Source organism: Stenotrophomonas sp. 86428_Sma (assembly GCF_056481585.1).
On the sequence record NZ_CM151156.1, the window covers coordinates 3,262,794 to 3,281,654 of the forward strand.

Genomic DNA, 18,861 nt, shown 5'->3' on the forward strand with positions numbered 1-18,861 from the left:
CGGTTTGCGACGAAACCCGGGCTGGGGGCGATGAAACCGATTGCGGGGAAACCGGAGATTCAGGAGGTTGCCGGCCAGCGGCCGGCACAACCGCAGGGATTTACACCGGGACAGCGCCCGGACGGCCGTGGGTCACCTGGAAACGCGCCGCGGTGCGCACCGCAGCGTCCGCACGCAGCACACTGTCGGCGAAGCGCAGTTCCGCATCCACGGTCTGCCGGTTCAGCTGCAGCTTCCACCAGCCACGGCGGTCACCGTCGAAATAGCGGATATGCGGGTTCTGCGGAATCGACGGCCCGTAGTACGGCCCGTATGGCGTGTCGTCGCCGCCACTGCTGATCGCCGGAGCGATGAATTCGGTGGCTACGACCGGCGCACTGGCCGCGTCGAAATCCAGCTTCAGGTCGTTGACGAAGGTGGAATGCCAGTCGCCGCCCAGCACGATGGCATTGCCCTGCCCGCCTGCCTGCATCGCCTGCAGCAGCCGGTTACGTGCGGCGGGATAGCCATCCCAGGCGTCATTCCAGAAGCGCTCGCGTGGCGTGCCACCGTCCAGCCGCAGCTGCGCCATCAGCAACTGCTGCACCACCACGTTCCAGCGCGTGCCCTGCGCGGCCGCCATCGACTGCGCGAACCACGCCTCCTGGCCCGTGCCGAGCATGCTCATGCGCGGGTCCAGTGCAGCATCACAGCGTGGCGACTCGCCCACGCCACAGGGATTGGCCGGGCGGAACTGGCGGCAATCGAGCAGGGTCAGCTGTGCCAGATCGCCGTAGCGCAGGCGCCGATGCACGCGCAGGCCGCCGTTGCCCGCAGGTGTGCTGCGCATCGGCAGGTGCTCGTAGAACGCGCGGTAGGCCGCCGCACGACGCACGATGAAATCTTCGGTCGATACACCGGGCTTTTCCGGGTGGATGCCGGAGTAATCGTTCTGTACTTCATGGTCGTCCCAGATCACCGCGAACGCGTGTGCGGCATGCGCGGCCTGCAGATCCGGATCGAGCTTGTACAGCGCGTACTGGTCACGGTAGCGCTCCAGGCTGACGGTCTCGCCACTGAAGCGTTGCGCATCCAGCGCACGACCACGCGCGTTCTGCAGCGGGCTGTATTCGTACAGGTAGTCCCCGGCATGCAGCACCAGGTCGATATCGCTCTGCGCGATATCGCGCAGGACCGGGTAGTAGCCGCTGTTCCAGGCCTGGCAGGTGCACAGGGCCAACCGAAGCTGCTGCAGTTGCGTGTCCAGCGGCGGCGCGGTGCGGAAGTGGCCGACCGCGCTTTCCTCATCGCCGTCGCAGGCGAAACGGTAATAGTAGTCGCGGCCTGGGCGCAGGCCGTTGACCTCCACGTGCACCGAATGCGCCAGCTCGGGCACCGCGGCCGCAGTCCCCCGCTGCACCAGCCGGCGCATGGCCGGGTCCTCGGCCACGAACCAGCGCACCGGCACCGCCCGCGATGGCATGCCACCACCGTTGAGCGGGTCCGGGGCCAGCCGCGTCCAGAGCACCGCGCCCTGCGGATCCGGATCGCCAGCGGCTACGCCGAGGGTGAACGGATCGCGCCCCAGCCGCGGCCGCGGGCCGGCCGTGGCCAGCCCCGGCATCGCCGCCAGCGCGATCGCCGCCCCCGTGCCCTGCCACGCCATGCGCAGCAGGCGACGACGGCTTTCCGGATCGACAGGCCCGCGCATCAGAAATGCACGGTGGCGGTGGCCATCACCTGGCGCGGCGCGCCGACCTGCATGGTCGCCAGGCTGCGGGTCGGGTCAGCGGCGTAGGTGCCATTGGTGTTGATCGAGGACAGGTAGCGCTTGTCGGTCAGGTTGGTCAGGTTCAGCGCTACGGTCAGGTTCTGCGCCGGGCCGAGCTTGCCGAAGTCATAGGCCGCCGAGGCGTTGACCAGCCAGTAGCTCGGCACCGACACATCGTTGGTATAGGTCACGTAGCGCTTGCCGACATTGTTGGCGGCCAGGCGCAGGTCCCACGGGCCCGGGGTCCACGCCAGGGTGCTGGCGAACATCCATTCCGGGGTGTCGACGGTCGTCTTGCCGCGGGTCGGCACCACGCCGTTGTTCACGTAGTCGTTGTCGTAGGTGCTGTCATTCCAGGACAGCGCGTTGGACCAGGTCAGGTCCTGCATCGGCTTCAGCTGCAAGGTTGCCTCGGCGCCACGGCTGGTCACCGAACCGACGTTGGAGAACAGCGCCGGGCAACCGAGGATGCCCACGCACTGCGCGATGGCCAGCAGACGGTTGTCGAACTTGACGTCGTACACCGCCACCGAGGCTTCATAGCCGCGGCCGTAGCCACGCCAACCCAGCTCGATGGTGCGCGACTGTTCCGGCTTCAGGTTCTTCGCGCTGGCATCGAAGGCGGCCTGCGGCACATTGAACGGGCTACCCACGCCCAGCGCATAGGCGGCGACGTTTTTGGCGAACGAACCGAAGATCTCGTTGCCTTCGTTGAGCTTGAAGTTGAAGCCGGCCTGCGGCAGCAGGCCCTTCTTCGAGGTCAGGCTGCTGTTGTTGGCATAGCTGCCCAGCGGCGTGCGCACGCTGGTGCGGGTATGCGGCGACTTCGCGCCGATGTCGATGGTCAGGCGGTCATCGAACAGGCGGAAGCGGTCCTGCACGTAGAACTGGCGGGTGATGGTGGTGTAGCGCTGGTGCCACACGCGCTGGTCCGGGTTGCGCAGGAAGAAGTCGTCGGTGATCGGGCCGTCGATGTAGTAGAAGTTGCGCTGCACGCTGTGGCCGTTGTCCTCGTACCAGAGGCCGGCTTCCAGTTCGTGGCCACCGACGTTCCAGGTGAACGCCGAGGTCACGCCGGTACGGTCGATCGCGTACTCGGTGGTGCGGATCGAGATCGGAATCTCGCGGCTGGTGCCCGGGTTCGACGGATTGGACGGGCTGAACCAGTGGCCCTGGCCACGGTTGCTGTGGTTGTAGACGTTGACCTTCAAGCGCATCGACTCGTTCAGGCCGAAATCGCCGGCAATGCTGGACAGGTCATCATTGCGCAGGCCGTGGCCGGAGTAGTACGCATCCCACGGGCTGTTGACGCCGCCGCTGAATTTGCCGCGTGCGGCGGCGACGGCGCGATCCCAGTCCGGCGCGTAGTTGTCCCAGTCCCAGCCGAGGCGATCGATCATTTCCAGCGACAGATCCTGGTAATCGGCCTCGACGCGGCGCGAGGCGTTGAACAGCGCGGTGATCTTGCTGTCCGTTCCGAAGTTGTAGGTGGCCTTGCCGTTGAACTGCTTCAGCTCCTGTGAGCCCTTGCCCTTCCACTTGTCACCTTCCGAATACACGCCGGACAGGTAGGCGGCAAAGCCCTGGTGCTCGCCGGTATCGAGGCGTGCATAGCTGCGGCGTGCGCTGTCACTACCAAAGCTCTGTGCCAGCACGACCCCATACTCGGTGGACGGATCGATCGAATAGAACTGGAACACGCCGCCGAGGTTGCTGGTGGACGGTGTACCCAGTGCGCCGATGCCGGTGGAGACCTCCGCACCGCCCAGGTTCTCGCTGATCACCGCGCGGCTGATGTGCAGGCCGTTGCTGTTGCCATAGGCCATGTTGCCCAGCGGGATGCCATCAAGGGTGTAGCCCAGGCGGTTCTGGTTGAAGCCACGCAGGCTGATGGTGGTGGACCATTCGTAGGCGCCGGTGGCATCGGCCGATTCGAAATGCACGCCCGGCTTGGTTGCAAGCAGCTTCAGCGGATTGGCACCCGGCGGCAGCACCTTCATGTCCTCGGCGGTCACGCGCTGCACCTGGCGCGCTTCACCGCGGCCGATCACCGAGACCGAGTCAAGGGTGGTGGCCGACTGTGCGTCGGTGGCGGGGGCGGTTTCAGCGACAGCCAGCGACGGCAGCGAAGCACAGACCAGCAGGGCCAGCAGATTGCGGCGGAGCGGAGCGTGGGACGGCATGGGGGCGGATTCCTTGGGCACGCTGGACGCCGAAGGGCGGCGTCGAAGGGCAGCAGCGGCGGAATCGTAAAAGCGTCGCGTTACATGTCATTTACACGCCACATACGGACGTTCGGCGTTTCGAATGGTTTGCCGGCCGTGGGGTGGTTGCCGGCCAGCGGCCGGCACTACGGCTATTCGAATGAACCGACCGAGTCATGGGCCAGGTTGTCGAAGCGGGTGTACTCGCCGAAGAACTTCAGCTTGCACGACCCGGTCGGGCCGCCACGGTGCTTGCCGATGATGATCTCGGCCAGGCCCTTGTCCGGCGAATTTTCCTTGTTGTAGTAATCGTCGCGGTAGATGAAGACGATCATGTCCGCATCCTGCTCGATTGCGCCCGATTCGCGAAGATCGGCCATTACCGGGCGCTTGTCGGTACGCGTTTCCAGCGAGCGGTTGAGCTGCGAAAGCGCGATCACCGGCACGTGCAGTTCCTTGGCCAGGCCCTTCAGCGAACGCGAGATCTCCGAGATTTCAGTCGCGCGGTTTTCGCTGTTGCCCGGCACGCTCATCAGCTGCAGGTAGTCGATCACCACCAGGCCCAGATCATGCTCGCGCTTGAGGCGGCGGCACTTGGAACGCAGCACTTCCGGCGACACGCCAGGCGTGTCGTCGATGAAGATCTTGGTTTCCTTCAGCATCTTGATCGCGCTGGTGACGCGGCTCCAGTCCTCGTCTTCCAGCTGGCCGGTACGCAGGCGCTGTGCGTTGATGCGGCCGTTGGAGGAAATCAGGCGCATCGCCAGCTGCGATGCCGACATTTCCATCGAGAACACCGCCACGCCCTTCTTCGACTTGATCGCCGCGTACTCGGCGATGTTCAGTGCGAAGGTGGTCTTGCCCATGGCCGGGCGCGCGGCAAGGATGATCAGGTCGGTCGGCTGCAGGCCGGAGGTCATCGCATCGAAATCGTTGTAGCCGGTCGGCAGGCCGGTGATGTTGCCGCCGTTCTCGAAGCGGCTGCGCAGCTCTTCGAAGGCATCCTTCAATGCACCGGGCATCGCCACGAAATCGGTACGGCCGCGTGCGCCCTGTTCGGCGATGGCGAACACGCTCTTTTCCGCCGAGGCCAGCAGCTCGCTGCTCTCGCGTCCCTCGGGCTGGAAACCGTCGTTGACGATGTCGGTACCCACCTGGATCAGCTGCCGCAGCACCGCCTTGTCACGCACGATCTCGGCGTAGGCCACGATGTTGGCCGCCGACGGGGTGGTACTGGCCAGTTCGATCAGATAGGCACCATCGCCCACCAGTTCCATCTTGCCCTGCGATTCGAACCACTCGCCCAGGGTCACCGCATCGAACGGCCGCTCGCGCTCGGACAGCTCACGGATCGCGCGATAGATCATCTGGTGGTCGCGGCGGTAGAAATCGCCTTCGGTCAGCTGGTCATTGACCCGGTCATAGGCCTCAGGGGCCAGCATCAGGCCACCCAGCACCGCCTGCTCGGCTTCCACCGAATGGGGCGGTACCCGCAACTGGTCGATGCGCGACTCGTCGCGATCGCGATCGCGATCGAAGCCATCACCGCGCTCTCTGCGGTTGGAACGGAAGCCGGGGCGAGCGGACATGCTGCGGTGTTTCCTGCGAAATTGGGCCGGACGAGTGTAGGCATGCGCCGACCCCGGCGGCCATGGACAAGCCTGTGGATAAGCCGTGGAGAAACGGGGGATATCCGCCGGTGCCTGGCCAGACTGGCGTGGGGGCGTCGCACTGCCTGCGACGGGCGCCATTGCGGCACCCGAGCGGACATTATCGCAGATGGGGCTGGCAACCGCTGGCGTCAATCGCCCTTGACGTGAACCGCGATCAGCGCCAGGAACCGGTCCACGTAGCCCTGCAGGAATTTCTGCGTGCCTTCATTGTGGACCGTGCCATCGGCATCGATCAGGCCGTCCTTGAAATGAATGAACGCCTCGGGCTGGCCGAGCACGTGCATGTCCAGGAAGGCCAGGCTGTTGCGCAGGTGCTGCTGGGCCACGGCGGTGCCGATCTGGCCGATGGAGGCGCCGATCACCGCCGCCGGTTTGCCGGCAAACGCGCTGTCACCGTACGGGCGCGAGCCGATATCGATGGCGTTCTTCAGCACGCCAGGCACCGACCGGTTGTATTCCGGGGTCACGAACAGCACCGCATCGGCGGCACGGACCTGGTCCTTCAGCCGGGCACCCTGCGCCGGATAGTGGCCATCGAAGTCCTGGTCGTACAGCGGCAGATCACCGATCTGCACGTACTGGAAGCGCGCACGGTCGCCGGCAATCTTCTCCAGCGCATGGGCCAGTTTGCGGTTGCAGGAATCCTTGCGCAGGCTGCCGACGAACACGGCGATGGTGGGGACGGACATCGGGACATACTCCTCACGGTGCGGGAGGCCCAGCCTAGTCGCCGGGCCCTTGCATGCCGGTGAAGATCAGCCGCCGGTCACGCCCGCGCGCACCTGCCGCCAATGCGCCTGCCAGGCCTGGAACATCAGCACGTTCCACAGATGGGTATGCCACTTGCGTTGGCCGCCGAGGAACTGCTGCCACAGCGGCTGTACCGCGGCCGCCGACAGCACGCCCTCCTGCTCCAGCCGCGCGGGCTGCAGCAGGTCTTCGGCCCACGGCCGCAGGTCGCCCTTCAGCCAGTCACTGACCGGCGCGCCGAAACCACGCTTGGGCCGGTGCACCATCGACTGCGGTACATAGCGGCCCAGCACGCGCTTGAGCAGCACCTTGCTGGTGGTTTCACTGCGCTTGAAGCCCAGCGGCAGCGACCAGGCGAACTCGGCCACGCGAGAATCCAACAGCGGTGCGCGGGCTTCCAGGCTGACCGCCATCGAGGTGCGGTCGACCTTGCACAGCAGGTCATCCGGCAGGTAGGTCACGTAATCGGCCAGCATCATCGCATCGGCCGGTGTGCCGGCACCGTGCAACGGGTCGGCCAGGTCGTAGAAGCTGCCCGCGGCCTGCGCCCCGGGCACTGCCGCCGCCGGGTCGCGCCAGCGCGAGATGCGGTTGCGGTACACGTCACCGATGCCACGCGCACCGGACTCGGCCAGCAGCGCGGCCAGGCCGCCGGTACGCGAGGCCTCGCCCTGCTGCTGGGAGCGCGCGCCCATCCAGCGCCGCAGCGGCCCCGGCACACGGCCCAGCATCTGCCAGTTGCGCAGCGCGCGTACATAGCGGGTATAGCCGAAGAACAGCTCGTCGCCACCATCGCCGGACAGCGCCACGGTCACGCCCTGCCGCGCCAGGCGGGCGACCAGCGCGGTCGGCACCTGCGAGGCATCGGCGAAGGGTTCGTCGAACATCGCCGGCAACTGCGGCACCACCGCCAACGCATCGGCACCGCTGACGTAGAGTTCAGTGTGGTCGCAGCCCAGATGCGCGGCCAGCTCCTTGGCCAGCGGCGCCTCGTCGTGGCCCGAACCGGTGAACCCGATGCTGAAGCTGTGCACCGGCTGGCCACTTTGTGCCTGCATCAGCGCGGCAACCAGCGACGAATCGGTGCCGCCGGACAGGAACACGCCCACCGGCACGTCGGCCACCATGCGCAGCGCGACCGCGTCACGCAGCAGCCCGTCCAACTGCTCCTCGGCTTCCTCGACGCGGCCCTGGAACGGCGCAGCCAGCGCCGCCTGCATGCGTGCACGGGCATCCCAGTATGGGCGCTGCGCCTGTTCCGGCCTGTGCGCTGCCGCACCCGCCGCTACGGCTTCCGCATCCAGGCGCAGCACGCGGCCCGGCATCAATTTGTAGCAGCGCTGGTGGATGCTGTGCGGCGCCGGAATGTAATCCAGCCGCAGCAGCAGGGTCAGGGCGTCACGGTCGATGTCGTTGTCGAAGGCCGGGTGCTGCCACAGCGCCTTCAGTTCCGAACCGAACACCAGCGTGTCGCCGGCCCAGCCGTAGTACAGCGGCTTCTTGCCGACACGGTCGCGGGCCAGCCACAGGCACTGCTCCTGGCGGTCCCACAGCGCAATGGCGAACATGCCGTTGCAGCGCTGCAGGGTGTCTTCCATGCCCCACTGCAGGATCGCTGCCAGCAGCACTTCGGTGTCGGAGTGCCCACGGAAGGCGTGTCCCAGCGGCTCCAGTTCGGCACGCAGGGCGGCGAAGTTGTAGACCTCGCCGTTGTAAGCCATCACGTAGCGACCATCGGACGAGGCCATCGGCTGGTGGCCCAGCGGCGACAGATCGAGAATGCTCAGCCGACGGTGCGCCAGCGCGATGCCGGCCCCGGCATCGACCCAGCTGCCGCCATCATCCGGCCCGCGGTGGTGCAGCGCCTCGCCCATGGCCAGGACCTGCGCCTGCAGCACCTCGGCCGACGCCACCGGCGCCGGCAACAACATTCCCGCCAATCCACACATGCATCAAGGTTCCTGCGCCAGTTCAAGGGCGGCGCCAATCACCGCATTGTCGCTTGGAAGCCCGAACATTGCTGCCCCCGCCAGCGGCGTATAGGTATCGGCACCGCAGACCCGGCGCAGCGGCAGGTGGCCGAAACCGGCCTCGACCAGGGCGGTGACCACGCCCTCGCCCACCCCGCCACTGTGGCGGCCCTCGTCCAGCACCAGCACGCGCCGGGCGCTGGCGGCTTGCGCGGCGATGAAACCGGCATCCAGCGGCACCAGCCAGCGCAGGTCGACCACCCGCACCTGCCAGCCCAGCTGCTGCTCGATTGCCCGCGCCGCGCGCAGCGCCATCGGCACGCCATTGCCATAGGTGTAGACCACCAGGTCGCCTGCCTCCGGCGCATAGACCCGCCCTTCGCCCGGCACCAGCGTCTGGCCCTGGGCGGGGTAGTCGAACAGCCACTGGCCATCGCCCGGCGCATGCAGGTCCTTGCTCATGTACAGCGCGATCGGCTCCAGGAACACCGCCACCCTCCCGTCCACCCGCGCCAGCGCGGCCAACGTGCGCAGCATCATCACCGCATCGTCGCCGCGCGACGGGCAGCCGACCACCAGGCCGGGAATGTCGCGCAGCGCGGTGATCGAATTGTCGTTGTGGAAGTGGCCACCGAAGCCTTTCTGGTAGCCCAGCCCGGCCACCCGAACCAGCATCGGGTTGCGGTACTGGTCATTGGAGAAGAACTGCAGCGAGCACGCTTCGCCGCGCACCTGGTCGATGGCGTTGTGCAGGTAGGCCAGGTACTGGATCTCCGGGATCGGCAGCATGCCCATGTTGGCCAGGCCCTGCGCCATGCCCAGGATCATGGTCTCGTCCAGCAGGGTGTTGAACACCCGGCGTGGGCCGAAGCGGCGCAGCAGATCCTTGGTGACGGTATAGACACCGCCCTTCTGCGCGACGTCCTCGCCGAACAGCAGGCTCTGCGGATACTTCGCCAGCAGTTCCTGCAGCCCATGGTTGATCTGGATGGCGAGGTGCCGAGGTGCCTGCCGCTCGGGCAGGGCCTCCGCACCGCCATACAGCGCTTCGCGCGCATCGGCGGGCACCTCGCGCCGCGCTTCGGCCTGCACCGCCGCCGGCGTGTACGGTGCCAGCGGCGCCATCACCTCCTGCAGCGACTGCAGCGTCGGGCGGCCTTCGGCATCCGCCGCCGCCGCCATGCAGCGCGCGCGCATCGTTTCGTAGGCGACCTCGATGGCGGCCGCATCCATCCAGCCCGACTCCATCGCGATCTGCGCCGAGCGCAGCAGCGGATCCTGCGCCTCGGCCGCGCACAGCTCCGGCAGCGCGCGCCATTCCACCTCGAAGTCGGTGCCGGCGTGGCCCATCAGGCGGGTGGTGCGCAGATGCAGGAAGGTGGGTCGCCGCGTGCGCCGGCAGTGCTCCACCGCCGCCTGCACCTGGGCGTGCCCGGTGGCCAGGTCGAGACCATCAGCGAAGAAATAGTCGAGCCCCGGCTGGCGGCTGAAGCGCTCGGCAATCCAGCCTTCCGGCGTCTTCACTGAAATGCCCAGCCCGTTGTCCTCGCAGACGAACAGGATCGGCGCCGGCAGCTTCTGGTAGGCCGACCACATCGCGGTGTTGAACGCGGTCTGCGCGGTGGCATGGTTGGCCGAGGCGTCGCCGAACGAGCACAGCACGATGCTGTCGGCCGGGATCGGCAACGGCTGCCCCAGGCGCTTGCCGCTCTCGATGGCCAGCGCGGTGCCCAGCGCTTTCGGCAGGTGCGACGCGATGGTCGAGGTCTGCGGCAGCACCCACAACGGTTTGCTGCCCCACACCTTGTGGCGGCCCCCGCTGGCCGGGTCATCGGCGCTGGCGGCGAAAGACAGCGCGGCATCGCGCAGCGGATCGATGCCCGGCACCTGGCGCGAACGCTCGGCCATGAAGGCACCAGAGCGATAGTGCAGGAAGGCTGGATCGGTATGCCGGCAGGCCCGCGCCAACAGCGCGTTGCCTTCGTGGCCGGAGGAACCGATGGTGTAGAAGACCTTGTTCTGAACGCGCAGCACGCGTGCCATCAGGTCCAGCTGGCGGCTGGCCAGCTGCGAATCGAACAGTTCGCCAAACGCTGCGGCAGTGAGCGTGCTGCCCGGCAGGATCGGCGCATCCGGCGCCGGGCGCGGACGCGGGGTTCCACGCCAGCCACGCACCGCATCGAGAAAGTTGACGTCGCACACTTCGGCGCGGTTGAGCACGCGCATGCGTGCGGGAATCGGATCTGGAACCACAGCGAACATCGAACACCCTCCGTGTCGTTGTTGCATTCCGCCCGGCGCTGGCCAGGCGCTACCCTGTGGGGGTCACCCTGGCGAGAGTCACGCAGCCTCGAATCGCGAGCGCACTTCGGCAGTCACGGCCGGCATCGGCAGGAAGCGCGGTTGTTCACGCACGCGCTGCAGCCAGCCACGCACTTCCGGGAATGGCTCCAGACTGATACCGCCCTCTGCCGCCACGTCGGTATAGGCGAACAACGCGATATCGGCGACGCCATATCCGTTGCCGGTGAACCATTGCGCCTGGCGCAGGTGCTGCTCCATCACCGCCAGCGCGGTGGCGGCGCGCTCGTGCAGGCGCGGCAGTTCGGCGCGGCGCGGTGAATCAGCGGGGGTCCAGCCACGGATGAAGCGCGCCACCGCCACGCACGGCTCGTGCGTGTACTGCTCGAAGAACATCCAGCTCAACGCCTGCGCGCGCTCCCAGCCATCGGTGGGCAGGTACGGCGTGCCCTCGGCCAGCCAGAACAGGATCGCGTTGGATTCGGTCAGCACGCGGCCATCGTCGCGGACGATCAGCGGCACCTTGGCATTCGGATTCAACGCCAGGAATTCGGGGGTGTGGGTCTGGCCATGGGCGCTGTCCACCTCCACCCAGCGGTAGCGGCTGCCGAGCTGCTCCAGCAGCAGGCGCACCTTGTGGCAATTGCCCGAGACCGACATGCCATGCACCGTCAACGGGACGCGCTCTTCCACCATCGCCTGCTCCATCGGATCCGGCCGGCGGCCAGCTGCGTGCAGTCTGGCAAGCGCGCCGATGAATGCCAAGCGCGGGTGCAGCATGGCAACCCGGTAGTGCCGGCCGCTGGCCGGCAATCGCGTTGCGGCAGATTCATGCGATTGCCGGCCAGCGGCCGGCACTACCGGGCAACGATCAGCGCGCGCGCTGCCGCCACTGCTCGCGCGACTGGCCCCAGATCTGCATCGGCTTGTCGTTGTACGGCGCTGGCAACTCCCCCATGCGCAGCAGGGTGCTGCCGAGCTTGCGCGCGACCGCCCGCGAGTTGTCGTTGTTCTCGGCAATGGTGTGGATCACTTCGTCCCAACCCAGCGTGTCGAACGCCCAATCGATTGCTGCGACCGCCGCTTCCGGCGCATAGCCCCGGCCCCAGCTGGCATGACGGATGCCCCAGCCGACCTCGGTACCGGGCCAGTCCTGCGGTTGCCAGGGCCCCATCCGCCCGATCCAGTCACCGCTGGATTTCTCGATCACGCTGAACATCGAGAAGCCAAACAGCTGCCAGGCGCCAGCCAGGCTGCAGAAGCCACGCCAGGCCACCGAAGGCGGCTGCACGCCACCAAGGGTGCGCATCGTTTCCTCGTCGGCGCAGAACGCCAGATACGGCTCGTAGTCCTCGCGCAGCAGCGGCCGCAGGATCAGCCGTTCGGTTTCGATGCGCAGGTCGAAGATGCTCATGCCGGCTCCATGTCGAAGGAAGCGTCCATGATGGTGGATTCACGCCCCGCGCGGATGAATTTCGCCGGCTGCAACGAAACGGGCCGGCATAAGCCGGCCCGTCAGGTACTGCATGCGGCATCTGGATTACTGGCGCGTGCTGGCCGCCGTGGCACCGGCAGCAGCGGTCTGCGTGACCAGCTGGCCGTCGACCACCGGCAGGCGATCGCTGGCCGGCTTGTTGTCCATGCGCACGGTCTTCTCGGCGCCGTCGTAGCGGTAGGTCACGTTGTAGCCCTTCACCACGTCATTGGTGCCCATGGCGATGCGGTTGCCCGGCTTGCTGGCCATGCGCATGGTGCCGGTGGTGCCGTCCTCGTTGCGGTAGGTCACGTTGTAGCCGGTAACACGGCTCGACTCGGAGGTGGCGGTCTCGGTGTGGCACTGGCGCTCGGTGCGGTTGACCACGCGGCCACCCACATGGCGCTTGTCGATCTGGTTGCCGATGAAGCCACCGGCCACGGCACCGGCTGCGGTCGCGGCCTTCTTGCCGTTGCCACCGCCGACCTGGTTGCCCAGCAGGCCACCCACCACAGCACCGACCACGGTACCGCCGACGTTGCCGTCACGTTCCGGCAGGCGCTCCTGCACCGTCACGTCCTGGCAGACTTCATGCGGGGTCTGGGTGGTGGAGGTCTCACGCACCGCGTCGGTGCCGATCACGGTGGCGTAGGCCTTCTGCTTCTCGGTGATCGGGTCGACCTTCAGCACATCGGCATATTCCAGCCCACGCGGTGCGGTCGGGTCGAGAGTGTCACCACGCGCGCCATCGTCGGTGGCGTTGCCATCGACCAGGCGCGATTCACCATTGGGGGTTCCGGCGCTGATGGAATCGGGCGATCTGTCGCCACTCTTCATGAAGGCGGCAGTGGCGATGCCACCGACCAGCAGCGCGCCCGCTGCGACCAGGACAGTTGTAGTTGTGCTTTTCATGACCTGCTCCTTGCGGACCATCCGCAACGTTCTCGAACCAGATTGCAGCATGCGCTGCCTGAACGGAATCTCCACATTTCCTGCTCATTCCCGTAACCCATTCAGCATCGGGAAATGCTGGGCCCGTGGTAGCGTTTGCATATTCCCCAGGAGGACCCCCGCCATGGCCAACCCGATGCTGCTGCCGGTACTGCAATGGGCGCGCCGGCTGCGCTACCCCACCCTGTTCAAGCTCACCGCGGGCCTGTTCGCGCTGACCCTGTTCATCCCAGACCCGATTCCGTTCGTCGATGAGCTGGTGCTCGGCTTCGGCACCCTGCTGCTGGCCAACTGGAAGCGCCGCAACACCACCACGCCTCCGCCGCTGGAGCAGCATTGAGCCTGCTGGTCGACAGCCACTGCCATCTGGACGCCAGCGAGTTCGACCGCGACCGCGCCGCGGTGGTCGAGCGTGCGCAGGCCGCTGGCGTGCACCTGCAGGTGGTGCCGGCGGTGACCGCAGCCAGCTGGCCGAAGCTGCGCGAGGTCTGCCAGCAGGCGCCGGGGCTGTACCCAGCCTACGGCCTGCATCCGATGTTCCTGGCCGAGCACCAGCCTGGGCACCTGCCGCTGCTGCGCGAGTGGATCGAACGCGAACGCCCCTGCGCGATCGGCGAATGTGGTCTGGACTTTTTCGTTGAAGGCTTGGATGCCGAGGCGCAACAGGCATATTTCATCGGTCAGCTGGAACTGGCCCGTGAGTTCGAGCTGCCGGTGATCGTGCATGCACGGCGCGCGGTGGATGCGGTGATCGCCGCGATCCGTCGCGTCGGCGGCCTGCGCGGCGTGGTGCACAGCTTTTCCGGCAGTCCGGAACAGGCAGTGCAACTGCACAGGCAGGGCTTCCTGCTCGGGCTCGGCGGCCCGTTGACCTACGAACGCGCGCAACGCCTGCAGCGGCTGGTGCGCGAGATGCCGCTGGAACAGCTGCTGTTGGAGACCGACGCTCCGGACCAGCCTGACGCCGGCATCCGCGGCCAGCGCAACGAACCGGCACGGCTGGCGATCATCGCCCGCCACGTGGCGGCGCTACGCGGGATGGAGCTGGACGCGGTGGCCCAGGCCACGACGGAGAACGCGCGGCGGCTGTTCGCGCTGCCCGCAATGCAACGGTAGGTGCCGGCCGCTGGCCGGCATCTGCGCTGATTCATTCATTCCGGGTTGCCGGCCAGCGGCCGGCACTACCATCACGCGTCAGCGTGATCCTCGACCACTTCGGCCTTCACCTTCTTCGGCTCCAGCAGCATTTCAAGCGCCTTGCCGACCGCCGCGAACGCGAACGCACCGGTGATGTGGGTCGCCGCACCCAGGCCCGCGCCGCAGTCCAGCTTCAATGCCGCATCAGCGCCCAGGTTCGGGCGGATGCCACAGACGCTGCCATCGGCCTGCGGGTACTTCACATTCTCCAGCGAATACACCGCCGGCACGCCGAAGTAGCGCTTGGCATTCTTCGGAAAGTTGAACTCGCTGCGCAGCTTCTTGCGGATCAACGCCAGCATGGCGTCGTGCTCGGTGCGCGAGACATCGCGGATGCGCACCAGGGTGGGATCGGTGCGGCCACCGGCGGCACCCACGGTCAGCAGCGGCAGCTTGCGGCGGCGGCACCAGGCAATCGTCTCGACCTTGACCCGGAAGCTGTCGCAGGCATCGATCACCAGATCAAAGCCACGGTCCAGCAGTTCGGCCATGTTCGACACCGTCAGGAACGCCTGTACGGCATCGACCGCGATGTCCGGGTTGATCGCGCGGCAGCGTTCGGCCATCGCCTCGGCTTTGTTGCGGCCGTAGTTGCCTTCCATCGCCGGCAGTTGCCGGTTGGTGTTGGACACGCAGATGTCATCGGCATCGATCAGGGTCAGGTGACCGACCGCCGAACGGGCCAATGCCTCCACCACCCACGAGCCAACGCCACCCATGCCCACCACCGCCACGCGGCTGCTCTGCAGGCGCTCGAGTGCGCCCACGCCATACAGCCGTTCGATGCCGGCGAAGCGTTGTTTGACCTGTTCGTTCATCCGGCTATTTTAACGTGCAGGCGCCAGCGCCTGCAGCGCGCCGGCATCGAACCCACCGTTGCACGTCCGGAGAGCCCGCCATGAACGCCAGCCCGCCCCGCCGCCCGTCCACCGCCTACCGCTATCTGTTCGTGCTCGGCCTGGGCCTGTTGATCGGCCTGATCGCCACGGTGATGGTCGGCCGCGCCCTGCAGGCCCGCCGCGATCCGTTCCCGGACAGCCTGATGCAGGTGATGCAACGGCAATCACAGCTGCTGCAGCAGGCCCAGCAGCAGAACCGCTGCAGCCTGGCCGACAGCGTGCCGCGGTTGCAGGCGATGCGCCTGCTGTCCAACGACCTGGACCTGGCCTTTCCCGGGCTGAAGGACAGCGCGCAGTTCCAGCAACATGCCAGCCAGCTGCGCGGCAACCTCAACGCCGCTCTGGCTGCGCCGCCCAGCGACTGCACGGCCCTGGCCCGGGTGGTGGAAACGGTGCAGGCCGACTGCCGCGCCTGCCACCAGGACTTCCGCTGAGCCGCATTCATCCTGCAGCCGGACAAGGCCTGCGCGGTTGGCGCCTTGTTCACGTTCAAAAGGGGACGATTCGTCCACCCTGCTGCATGACGCAGTACCACCCCAGACACCCGCCTTCACGGCCAGGAGACGCCCCATGAAGATCCAGCTCATCGCCGCCAGCGCCATCGCTACCCTTGCCCTGGCTGGCTGTGCCACCTCGCCCGGCTACGGCGGTGGTGGTTACAACAACGGCTACAACAATGGCGGCTACGGCAACAATGGTGGCTACAACCAGGGCCGCTGCGCCGACTGCGGCATCGTGACCCGCATCAACACCGTGCAGTCCGGCCGTACCGCGCCCAGCGCGACCGGCGCGATCCTGGGCGGCATCGTCGGCGCCGTGGCCGGCCACGAGATCTCCGACCACACCGGCGGCAGCCGTGGCAACAAGAACATCGCCGCCGCTGCGGGCGCGGTCGGTGGCGCACTGGCCGGCAACCAGATCCAGAAGAACGTGACCAGCGACACCTACGACATCAGCGTGCGCATGGACGATGGCCGCACCATCGTCGTCAACCAGCGCGACCTCGGCGGCATCCGCGAGAACACCTACGTGCGCGTAGTCAACGGCAAGGTCATCCTGCGCTGACCTGCATCGGGCCGACGGCAAGGAAAAGGCCCGCTTGCGCGGGCCTTTTCATTTGACGGTATGCAGCGCGATCAAGTCGGCTGAACGGCGTCGGCCTGCAGGCCCTTCTGGCCCTGCACGACGGTGAAGGTGACCTTCTGGCCTTCCTTCAGGCTCTTGAAGCCCTGGGTCTGGATGGCACGGAAGTGCACGAACACGTCTTCGCCGTTTTCACGGCTGATGAAGCCGAAGCCCTTTGCATCGTTGAACCACTTGACGGTACCGGTCTCGCGATCAGACATCTCACTAACTCCCTGGTGACTCTCTCTTGTTGTAGGAAACGCCTGGTGGGCGGCTGACAAGCAAGGGGGAAGCGAGGTGCATCGATGCAGCGGATCGGGAAGATCTTGCTTCATCAGGCCACGATCCACGGTGACCTTGCCAAGCTCAGCGACTGCAACTTAACCCGCCCAAAACGAAAAAGCAACTGGCAAAATCTTTCACTGTCAACCCCAAAACGACCACCATACGGGGCAGCATGGGACTCTCATTCATCTTATATCTGCTAGCGGTCATTTTTGTCCTCGTCGGCATCGCCGGAATCATCCTTCCGGCCCTCCCCGGCATCCCGCTGGTATTCATCGGACTGCTGCTGGCGGCGTGGGCCGACGGCTTCGCCCACGTCGGCTGGCCGACCCTGGTCGCGCTGGGCGTACTGACCCTGCTCTCGCTGCTGGTGGACGTGCTGGCCACAGTGGTGGGTGCGCAGCGGGTCGGTGCCAGCCGCAAGGCGCTGTGGGGCACGTTCGTCGGCAGCATCGTCGGGCTGTTCTTCATGCCGATCGGCCTCTTTGCCGGGCCCCTGATCGGCGCCTTGGCCGGCGAGTACTGGCACACCCGTGAACTGGGCCGCTCGACCAAGGTGGGTCTGGCCACCTGGCTCGGCATCCTGCTCGGCCTGGCGTTGAAGCTGGCGGTGGTGATCGCGATGCTGGGCCTGTTCGCCTTCGCCTGGTTCCTGTAACCCGCACCGTCTTCACGCCGCGCGCACGCGGTGGCCGTGCATAAACCGTGGGGGCTGGCCGCGATGCGGTACAGCCGCCACACTGTGCGATTCCCGTATTCACCGAAGGGCCTGCTGGAATGACCCTCCCCCCGCTGCTTCCCCGCCTTGCGCCGCTGGCGCTGGCCCTGGCCAGTGCCCCATTGGCCGCGCAGGAATTCGTGCCCAGCACCGATACCTCGCCGGCGGCGTGTGCCGCCATCACCACTGACGCGGCGCGCCTGGCCTGCTATGACCGCCTGTTCGCGCATACGCCGCAGGCCACGGCCGCCGCCGATGCCGCTGCCGAGGCGGCCGCGCAGGCCCGTCGCGAAGAACGCCAGACCGCTCGCGTGAGCCAGGGCGAAGAGAAACTGCGCGAGCGGGTCAGCGACCTGTTCCGCCCCGCTGCGCCCGACAGCGCGCTGGCCAATGCCGGCCGCGGTTCGCTGCTGGACAGCCGCTGGGAACTGGCCGAGGACTCCAAGCTCGGCCCATTCCAGCTGCGTGCCTACAAGCCGGTGTACCTGCTGCCGGCGTTCTGGACCAGCGACCGCAACACCACGCCGCATTCGCCGAACCCGGCCAACACGGTCACCACGCCGCAGGTGCTGGACAGCGCCGAACTGAAGTTCCAGATCAGCTTCAAGACCAAGATCGCCGAGAACCTGTTCGGCGACAACGGCGACATCTGGGCCGGCTACACCCAGAGCTCGCGCTGGCAGGCCTACAACGGCGAGGATTCGCGCCCGTTCCGCGAAACTAACTACGAGCCGGAAGTGATGATGGTGTTCCGCAACGGCTACTCGATCGGTGGCTGGCGTGGACGCATGACCGGCATCGCGCTGAACCACCAGTCCAACGGCCGTGCCGACCCACTGTCGCGCAGCTGGAACCGGGTGATGCTCAACATCGGCCTGGACCGCGAGAACTGGGCGCTGGTGCTGCGGCCGTGGTACCGCATTCCCGAGACCCGCAGCGACGACAACAATCCGGACATCGAGGACTACATGGGCCGCGGTGATGCGACCCTGACCTGGAACCGCAACGGCCACGAAGTCTCGCTGATGGCACGCCATTCGCTGCGTACCGGCAGCCGCTCACACGGTGCCCTGCAGCTGGATTACGGCTTCCCGATCAGCAACCTGCTGCGCGGCCACGTGCAGATCTTCGACGGCTACGGCGAAAGCCTGATCGACTACAACCACAAGGCCACCTACGTGGGCGTGGGCGTGTCGCTGCTGGAGTGGTTCTGATGGACGTGACGATCTGGCACAACCCGGCCTGCAGCAATTCGCGCGGCGCACTGAAGCTGATCCGCGATGCCGGCTTCGAGCCGGAGGTGATCGAGTACCTGGGCAATCCACCCGATGTGACCACACTGCGCCAGGTGCTGGCCGAATCCAGATTGAGCGCACGTGATCTGGTGCGCAGCAAGGAAGCACAGTTCACCGAACTGGGCCTGGAAGATGCCGACGATGCCACGCTGCTGGCCGCGATGGCCGCACACCCGCGCCTGATCAACCGCCCCGTGGTGCGCACGCCCAAGGGCACCCGGCTGTGCCGTCCACCGGAAACGGTGCTGGAGATCCTGTAACGGAAAAGG

At 66.8% G+C, this 18,861-nt stretch carries 18 protein-coding genes; 7 read left to right on the plus strand and 11 right to left on the minus strand.

What is annotated here, in order from left to right:
- Positions 1 to 100: 100 nt before the first annotated feature.
- From ACZK3J_RS15030 to ACZK3J_RS15070, 9 genes are all read right to left on the minus strand, one after another.
- The gene (locus tag ACZK3J_RS15030; RefSeq protein WP_478476035.1) at positions 101 to 1,690 is read right to left on the minus strand and encodes an alkaline phosphatase D family protein; all 1,590 of its coding nucleotides are present in this window, start codon (positions 1,688 to 1,690) and stop codon (positions 101 to 103) included.
- Positions 1,690 to 3,933 carry a TonB-dependent receptor family protein gene (locus ACZK3J_RS15035; RefSeq protein WP_478476036.1) on the minus strand — a complete coding sequence of 748 codons (2,244 nt, stop codon included), beginning with the start codon at positions 3,931 to 3,933 and terminating at the stop codon, positions 1,690 to 1,692. The genes ACZK3J_RS15030 and ACZK3J_RS15035 overlap by 1 nt, the downstream gene beginning before the upstream one ends.
- Positions 3,934 to 4,106: 173 nt before the next feature.
- Positions 4,107 to 5,543, minus strand: a complete 1,437-nt coding sequence (locus ACZK3J_RS15040) for a replicative DNA helicase (protein ID WP_032129633.1) — start codon at positions 5,541 to 5,543, stop codon at positions 4,107 to 4,109.
- A 212-nt stretch (positions 5,544 to 5,755) separates the two neighbouring features.
- Positions 5,756 to 6,316, minus strand: a complete 561-nt coding sequence (locus ACZK3J_RS15045; RefSeq protein WP_049460558.1) for an NADPH-dependent FMN reductase — start codon at positions 6,314 to 6,316, stop codon at positions 5,756 to 5,758.
- A 66-nt stretch (positions 6,317 to 6,382) separates the two neighbouring features.
- Positions 6,383 to 8,326 carry an asparagine synthase (glutamine-hydrolyzing) gene (gene asnB / locus ACZK3J_RS15050; protein ID WP_049460561.1) on the minus strand — a complete coding sequence of 648 codons (1,944 nt, stop codon included), beginning with the start codon at positions 8,324 to 8,326 and terminating at the stop codon, positions 6,383 to 6,385.
- 3 nt (positions 8,327 to 8,329) lie between these two features.
- Positions 8,330 to 10,609 carry a thiamine pyrophosphate-dependent enzyme gene (locus ACZK3J_RS15055; RefSeq protein WP_478476037.1) on the minus strand — a complete coding sequence of 760 codons (2,280 nt, stop codon included), beginning with the start codon at positions 10,607 to 10,609 and terminating at the stop codon, positions 8,330 to 8,332.
- Positions 10,610 to 10,687: 78 nt separating this feature from the next.
- Positions 10,688 to 11,344, minus strand: a complete 657-nt coding sequence (locus tag ACZK3J_RS15060) for a glutathione S-transferase family protein (RefSeq protein WP_049460582.1) — start codon at positions 11,342 to 11,344, stop codon at positions 10,688 to 10,690.
- A gap of 175 nt (positions 11,345 to 11,519) precedes the next feature.
- Positions 11,520 to 12,062 carry a GNAT family N-acetyltransferase gene (locus ACZK3J_RS15065; RefSeq protein ID WP_049460564.1) on the minus strand — a complete coding sequence of 181 codons (543 nt, stop codon included), beginning with the start codon at positions 12,060 to 12,062 and terminating at the stop codon, positions 11,520 to 11,522.
- Between the two features lie 126 nt (positions 12,063 to 12,188).
- Entirely contained in the window at positions 12,189 to 13,034 is an 846-nt protein-coding gene (locus tag ACZK3J_RS15070; protein WP_049398785.1) for a glycine zipper 2TM domain-containing protein, read from the minus strand.
- A 163-nt stretch (positions 13,035 to 13,197) separates the two neighbouring features.
- Between ACZK3J_RS15070 and ACZK3J_RS15075 the strand changes: the two genes are divergently transcribed.
- Together ACZK3J_RS15075 and ACZK3J_RS15080 are read left to right on the plus strand one after the other, a co-directional pair.
- Entirely contained in the window at positions 13,198 to 13,413 is a 216-nt protein-coding gene (locus ACZK3J_RS15075) for a DUF6116 family protein (protein ID WP_049398753.1), read from the plus strand.
- Complete coding sequence (locus ACZK3J_RS15080) at positions 13,410 to 14,189, plus strand: TatD family hydrolase (RefSeq protein ID WP_478476038.1); 780 nt, start codon at positions 13,410 to 13,412, stop codon at positions 14,187 to 14,189. Before ACZK3J_RS15075 ends, ACZK3J_RS15080 begins: the two co-directional genes overlap by 4 nt.
- A 71-nt stretch (positions 14,190 to 14,260) precedes the next feature.
- Here the strand turns inward: ACZK3J_RS15080 and ACZK3J_RS15085 are convergent, their stop codons facing one another.
- On the minus strand, positions 14,261 to 15,088 hold the full coding sequence (locus ACZK3J_RS15085) for a tRNA threonylcarbamoyladenosine dehydratase (protein WP_049460567.1): 828 nt from the start codon (positions 15,086 to 15,088) through the stop codon (positions 14,261 to 14,263).
- An 80-nt stretch (positions 15,089 to 15,168) separates the two neighbouring features.
- Between ACZK3J_RS15085 and ACZK3J_RS15090 the strand changes: the two genes are divergently transcribed.
- Positions 15,169 to 15,603: a cytochrome c gene (locus ACZK3J_RS15090; protein ID WP_049398757.1), complete on the plus strand. Its 435-nt coding sequence runs from the start codon at positions 15,169 to 15,171 to the stop codon at positions 15,601 to 15,603.
- 136 nt (positions 15,604 to 15,739) lie between these two features.
- Positions 15,740 to 16,234 (plus strand): glycine zipper 2TM domain-containing protein, encoded by a 495-nt coding sequence (locus ACZK3J_RS15095; RefSeq protein WP_010486804.1) that lies wholly within the window; start codon positions 15,740 to 15,742, stop codon positions 16,232 to 16,234.
- Positions 16,235 to 16,305: 71 nt separating this feature from the next.
- On the opposite strand, the gene ACZK3J_RS15100 is transcribed toward ACZK3J_RS15095, so the two are convergent.
- Positions 16,306 to 16,515: a cold-shock protein gene (locus ACZK3J_RS15100; RefSeq protein WP_005410290.1), complete on the minus strand. Its 210-nt coding sequence runs from the start codon at positions 16,513 to 16,515 to the stop codon at positions 16,306 to 16,308.
- A 236-nt stretch (positions 16,516 to 16,751) separates the two neighbouring features.
- Between ACZK3J_RS15100 and ACZK3J_RS15105 the strand changes: the two genes are divergently transcribed.
- The 3 genes from ACZK3J_RS15105 (at position 16,752) to arsC (ending at position 18,852) form a co-directional block, all read left to right on the plus strand.
- Complete coding sequence (locus ACZK3J_RS15105; RefSeq protein ID WP_049398758.1) at positions 16,752 to 17,237, plus strand: DUF456 domain-containing protein; 486 nt, start codon at positions 16,752 to 16,754, stop codon at positions 17,235 to 17,237.
- Positions 17,238 to 17,356: 119 nt separating this feature from the next.
- A complete protein-coding gene (locus ACZK3J_RS15110) occupies positions 17,357 to 18,511 on the plus strand; it encodes a phospholipase A (protein ID WP_019337376.1) in 1,155 nt (384 codons plus the stop codon).
- Positions 18,511 to 18,852: an arsenate reductase (glutaredoxin) gene (gene arsC / locus ACZK3J_RS15115; protein ID WP_478476039.1), complete on the plus strand. Its 342-nt coding sequence runs from the start codon at positions 18,511 to 18,513 to the stop codon at positions 18,850 to 18,852. The genes ACZK3J_RS15110 and arsC overlap by 1 nt, the downstream gene beginning before the upstream one ends.
- Positions 18,853 to 18,861: the final 9 nt, after the last annotated feature.

Bases quoted from the DNA above. Each gene is read 5' to 3' on its own strand.
- ACZK3J_RS15030 (WP_478476035.1), bottom strand. From the start codon at position 1,690: ATGCGCGGGCCTGTCGATCCGGAAAGCCGTCGTCGCCTGCTGCGCATG.
- ACZK3J_RS15035 (WP_478476036.1), bottom strand. From the start codon at position 3,933: ATGCCGTCCCACGCTCCGCTCCGCCGCAATCTGCTGGCCCTGCTGGTC.
- ACZK3J_RS15040 (WP_032129633.1), bottom strand. From the start codon at position 5,543: ATGTCCGCTCGCCCCGGCTTCCGTTCCAACCGCAGAGAGCGCGGTGAT.
- ACZK3J_RS15045 (WP_049460558.1), bottom strand. From the start codon at position 6,316: ATGTCCGTCCCCACCATCGCCGTGTTCGTCGGCAGCCTGCGCAAGGAT.
- asnB (WP_049460561.1), bottom strand. From the start codon at position 8,326: ATGTGTGGATTGGCGGGAATGTTGTTGCCGGCGCCGGTGGCGTCGGCC.
- ACZK3J_RS15055 (WP_478476037.1), bottom strand. From the start codon at position 10,609: ATGTTCGCTGTGGTTCCAGATCCGATTCCCGCACGCATGCGCGTGCTC.
- ACZK3J_RS15060 (WP_049460582.1), bottom strand. From the start codon at position 11,344: ATGGTGGAAGAGCGCGTCCCGTTGACGGTGCATGGCATGTCGGTCTCG.
- ACZK3J_RS15065 (WP_049460564.1), bottom strand. From the start codon at position 12,062: ATGAGCATCTTCGACCTGCGCATCGAAACCGAACGGCTGATCCTGCGG.
- ACZK3J_RS15070 (WP_049398785.1), bottom strand. From the start codon at position 13,034: ATGAAAAGCACAACTACAACTGTCCTGGTCGCAGCGGGCGCGCTGCTG.
- ACZK3J_RS15075 (WP_049398753.1), top strand. From the start codon at position 13,198: ATGGCCAACCCGATGCTGCTGCCGGTACTGCAATGGGCGCGCCGGCTG.
- ACZK3J_RS15085 (WP_049460567.1), bottom strand. From the start codon at position 15,088: ATGAACGAACAGGTCAAACAACGCTTCGCCGGCATCGAACGGCTGTAT.
- ACZK3J_RS15090 (WP_049398757.1), top strand. From the start codon at position 15,169: ATGAACGCCAGCCCGCCCCGCCGCCCGTCCACCGCCTACCGCTATCTG.
- ACZK3J_RS15095 (WP_010486804.1), top strand. From the start codon at position 15,740: ATGAAGATCCAGCTCATCGCCGCCAGCGCCATCGCTACCCTTGCCCTG.
- ACZK3J_RS15100 (WP_005410290.1), bottom strand. From the start codon at position 16,515: ATGTCTGATCGCGAGACCGGTACCGTCAAGTGGTTCAACGATGCAAAG.
- ACZK3J_RS15105 (WP_049398758.1), top strand. From the start codon at position 16,752: ATGGGACTCTCATTCATCTTATATCTGCTAGCGGTCATTTTTGTCCTC.
- ACZK3J_RS15110 (WP_019337376.1), top strand. From the start codon at position 17,357: ATGACCCTCCCCCCGCTGCTTCCCCGCCTTGCGCCGCTGGCGCTGGCC.
- arsC (WP_478476039.1), top strand. From the start codon at position 18,511: ATGGACGTGACGATCTGGCACAACCCGGCCTGCAGCAATTCGCGCGGC.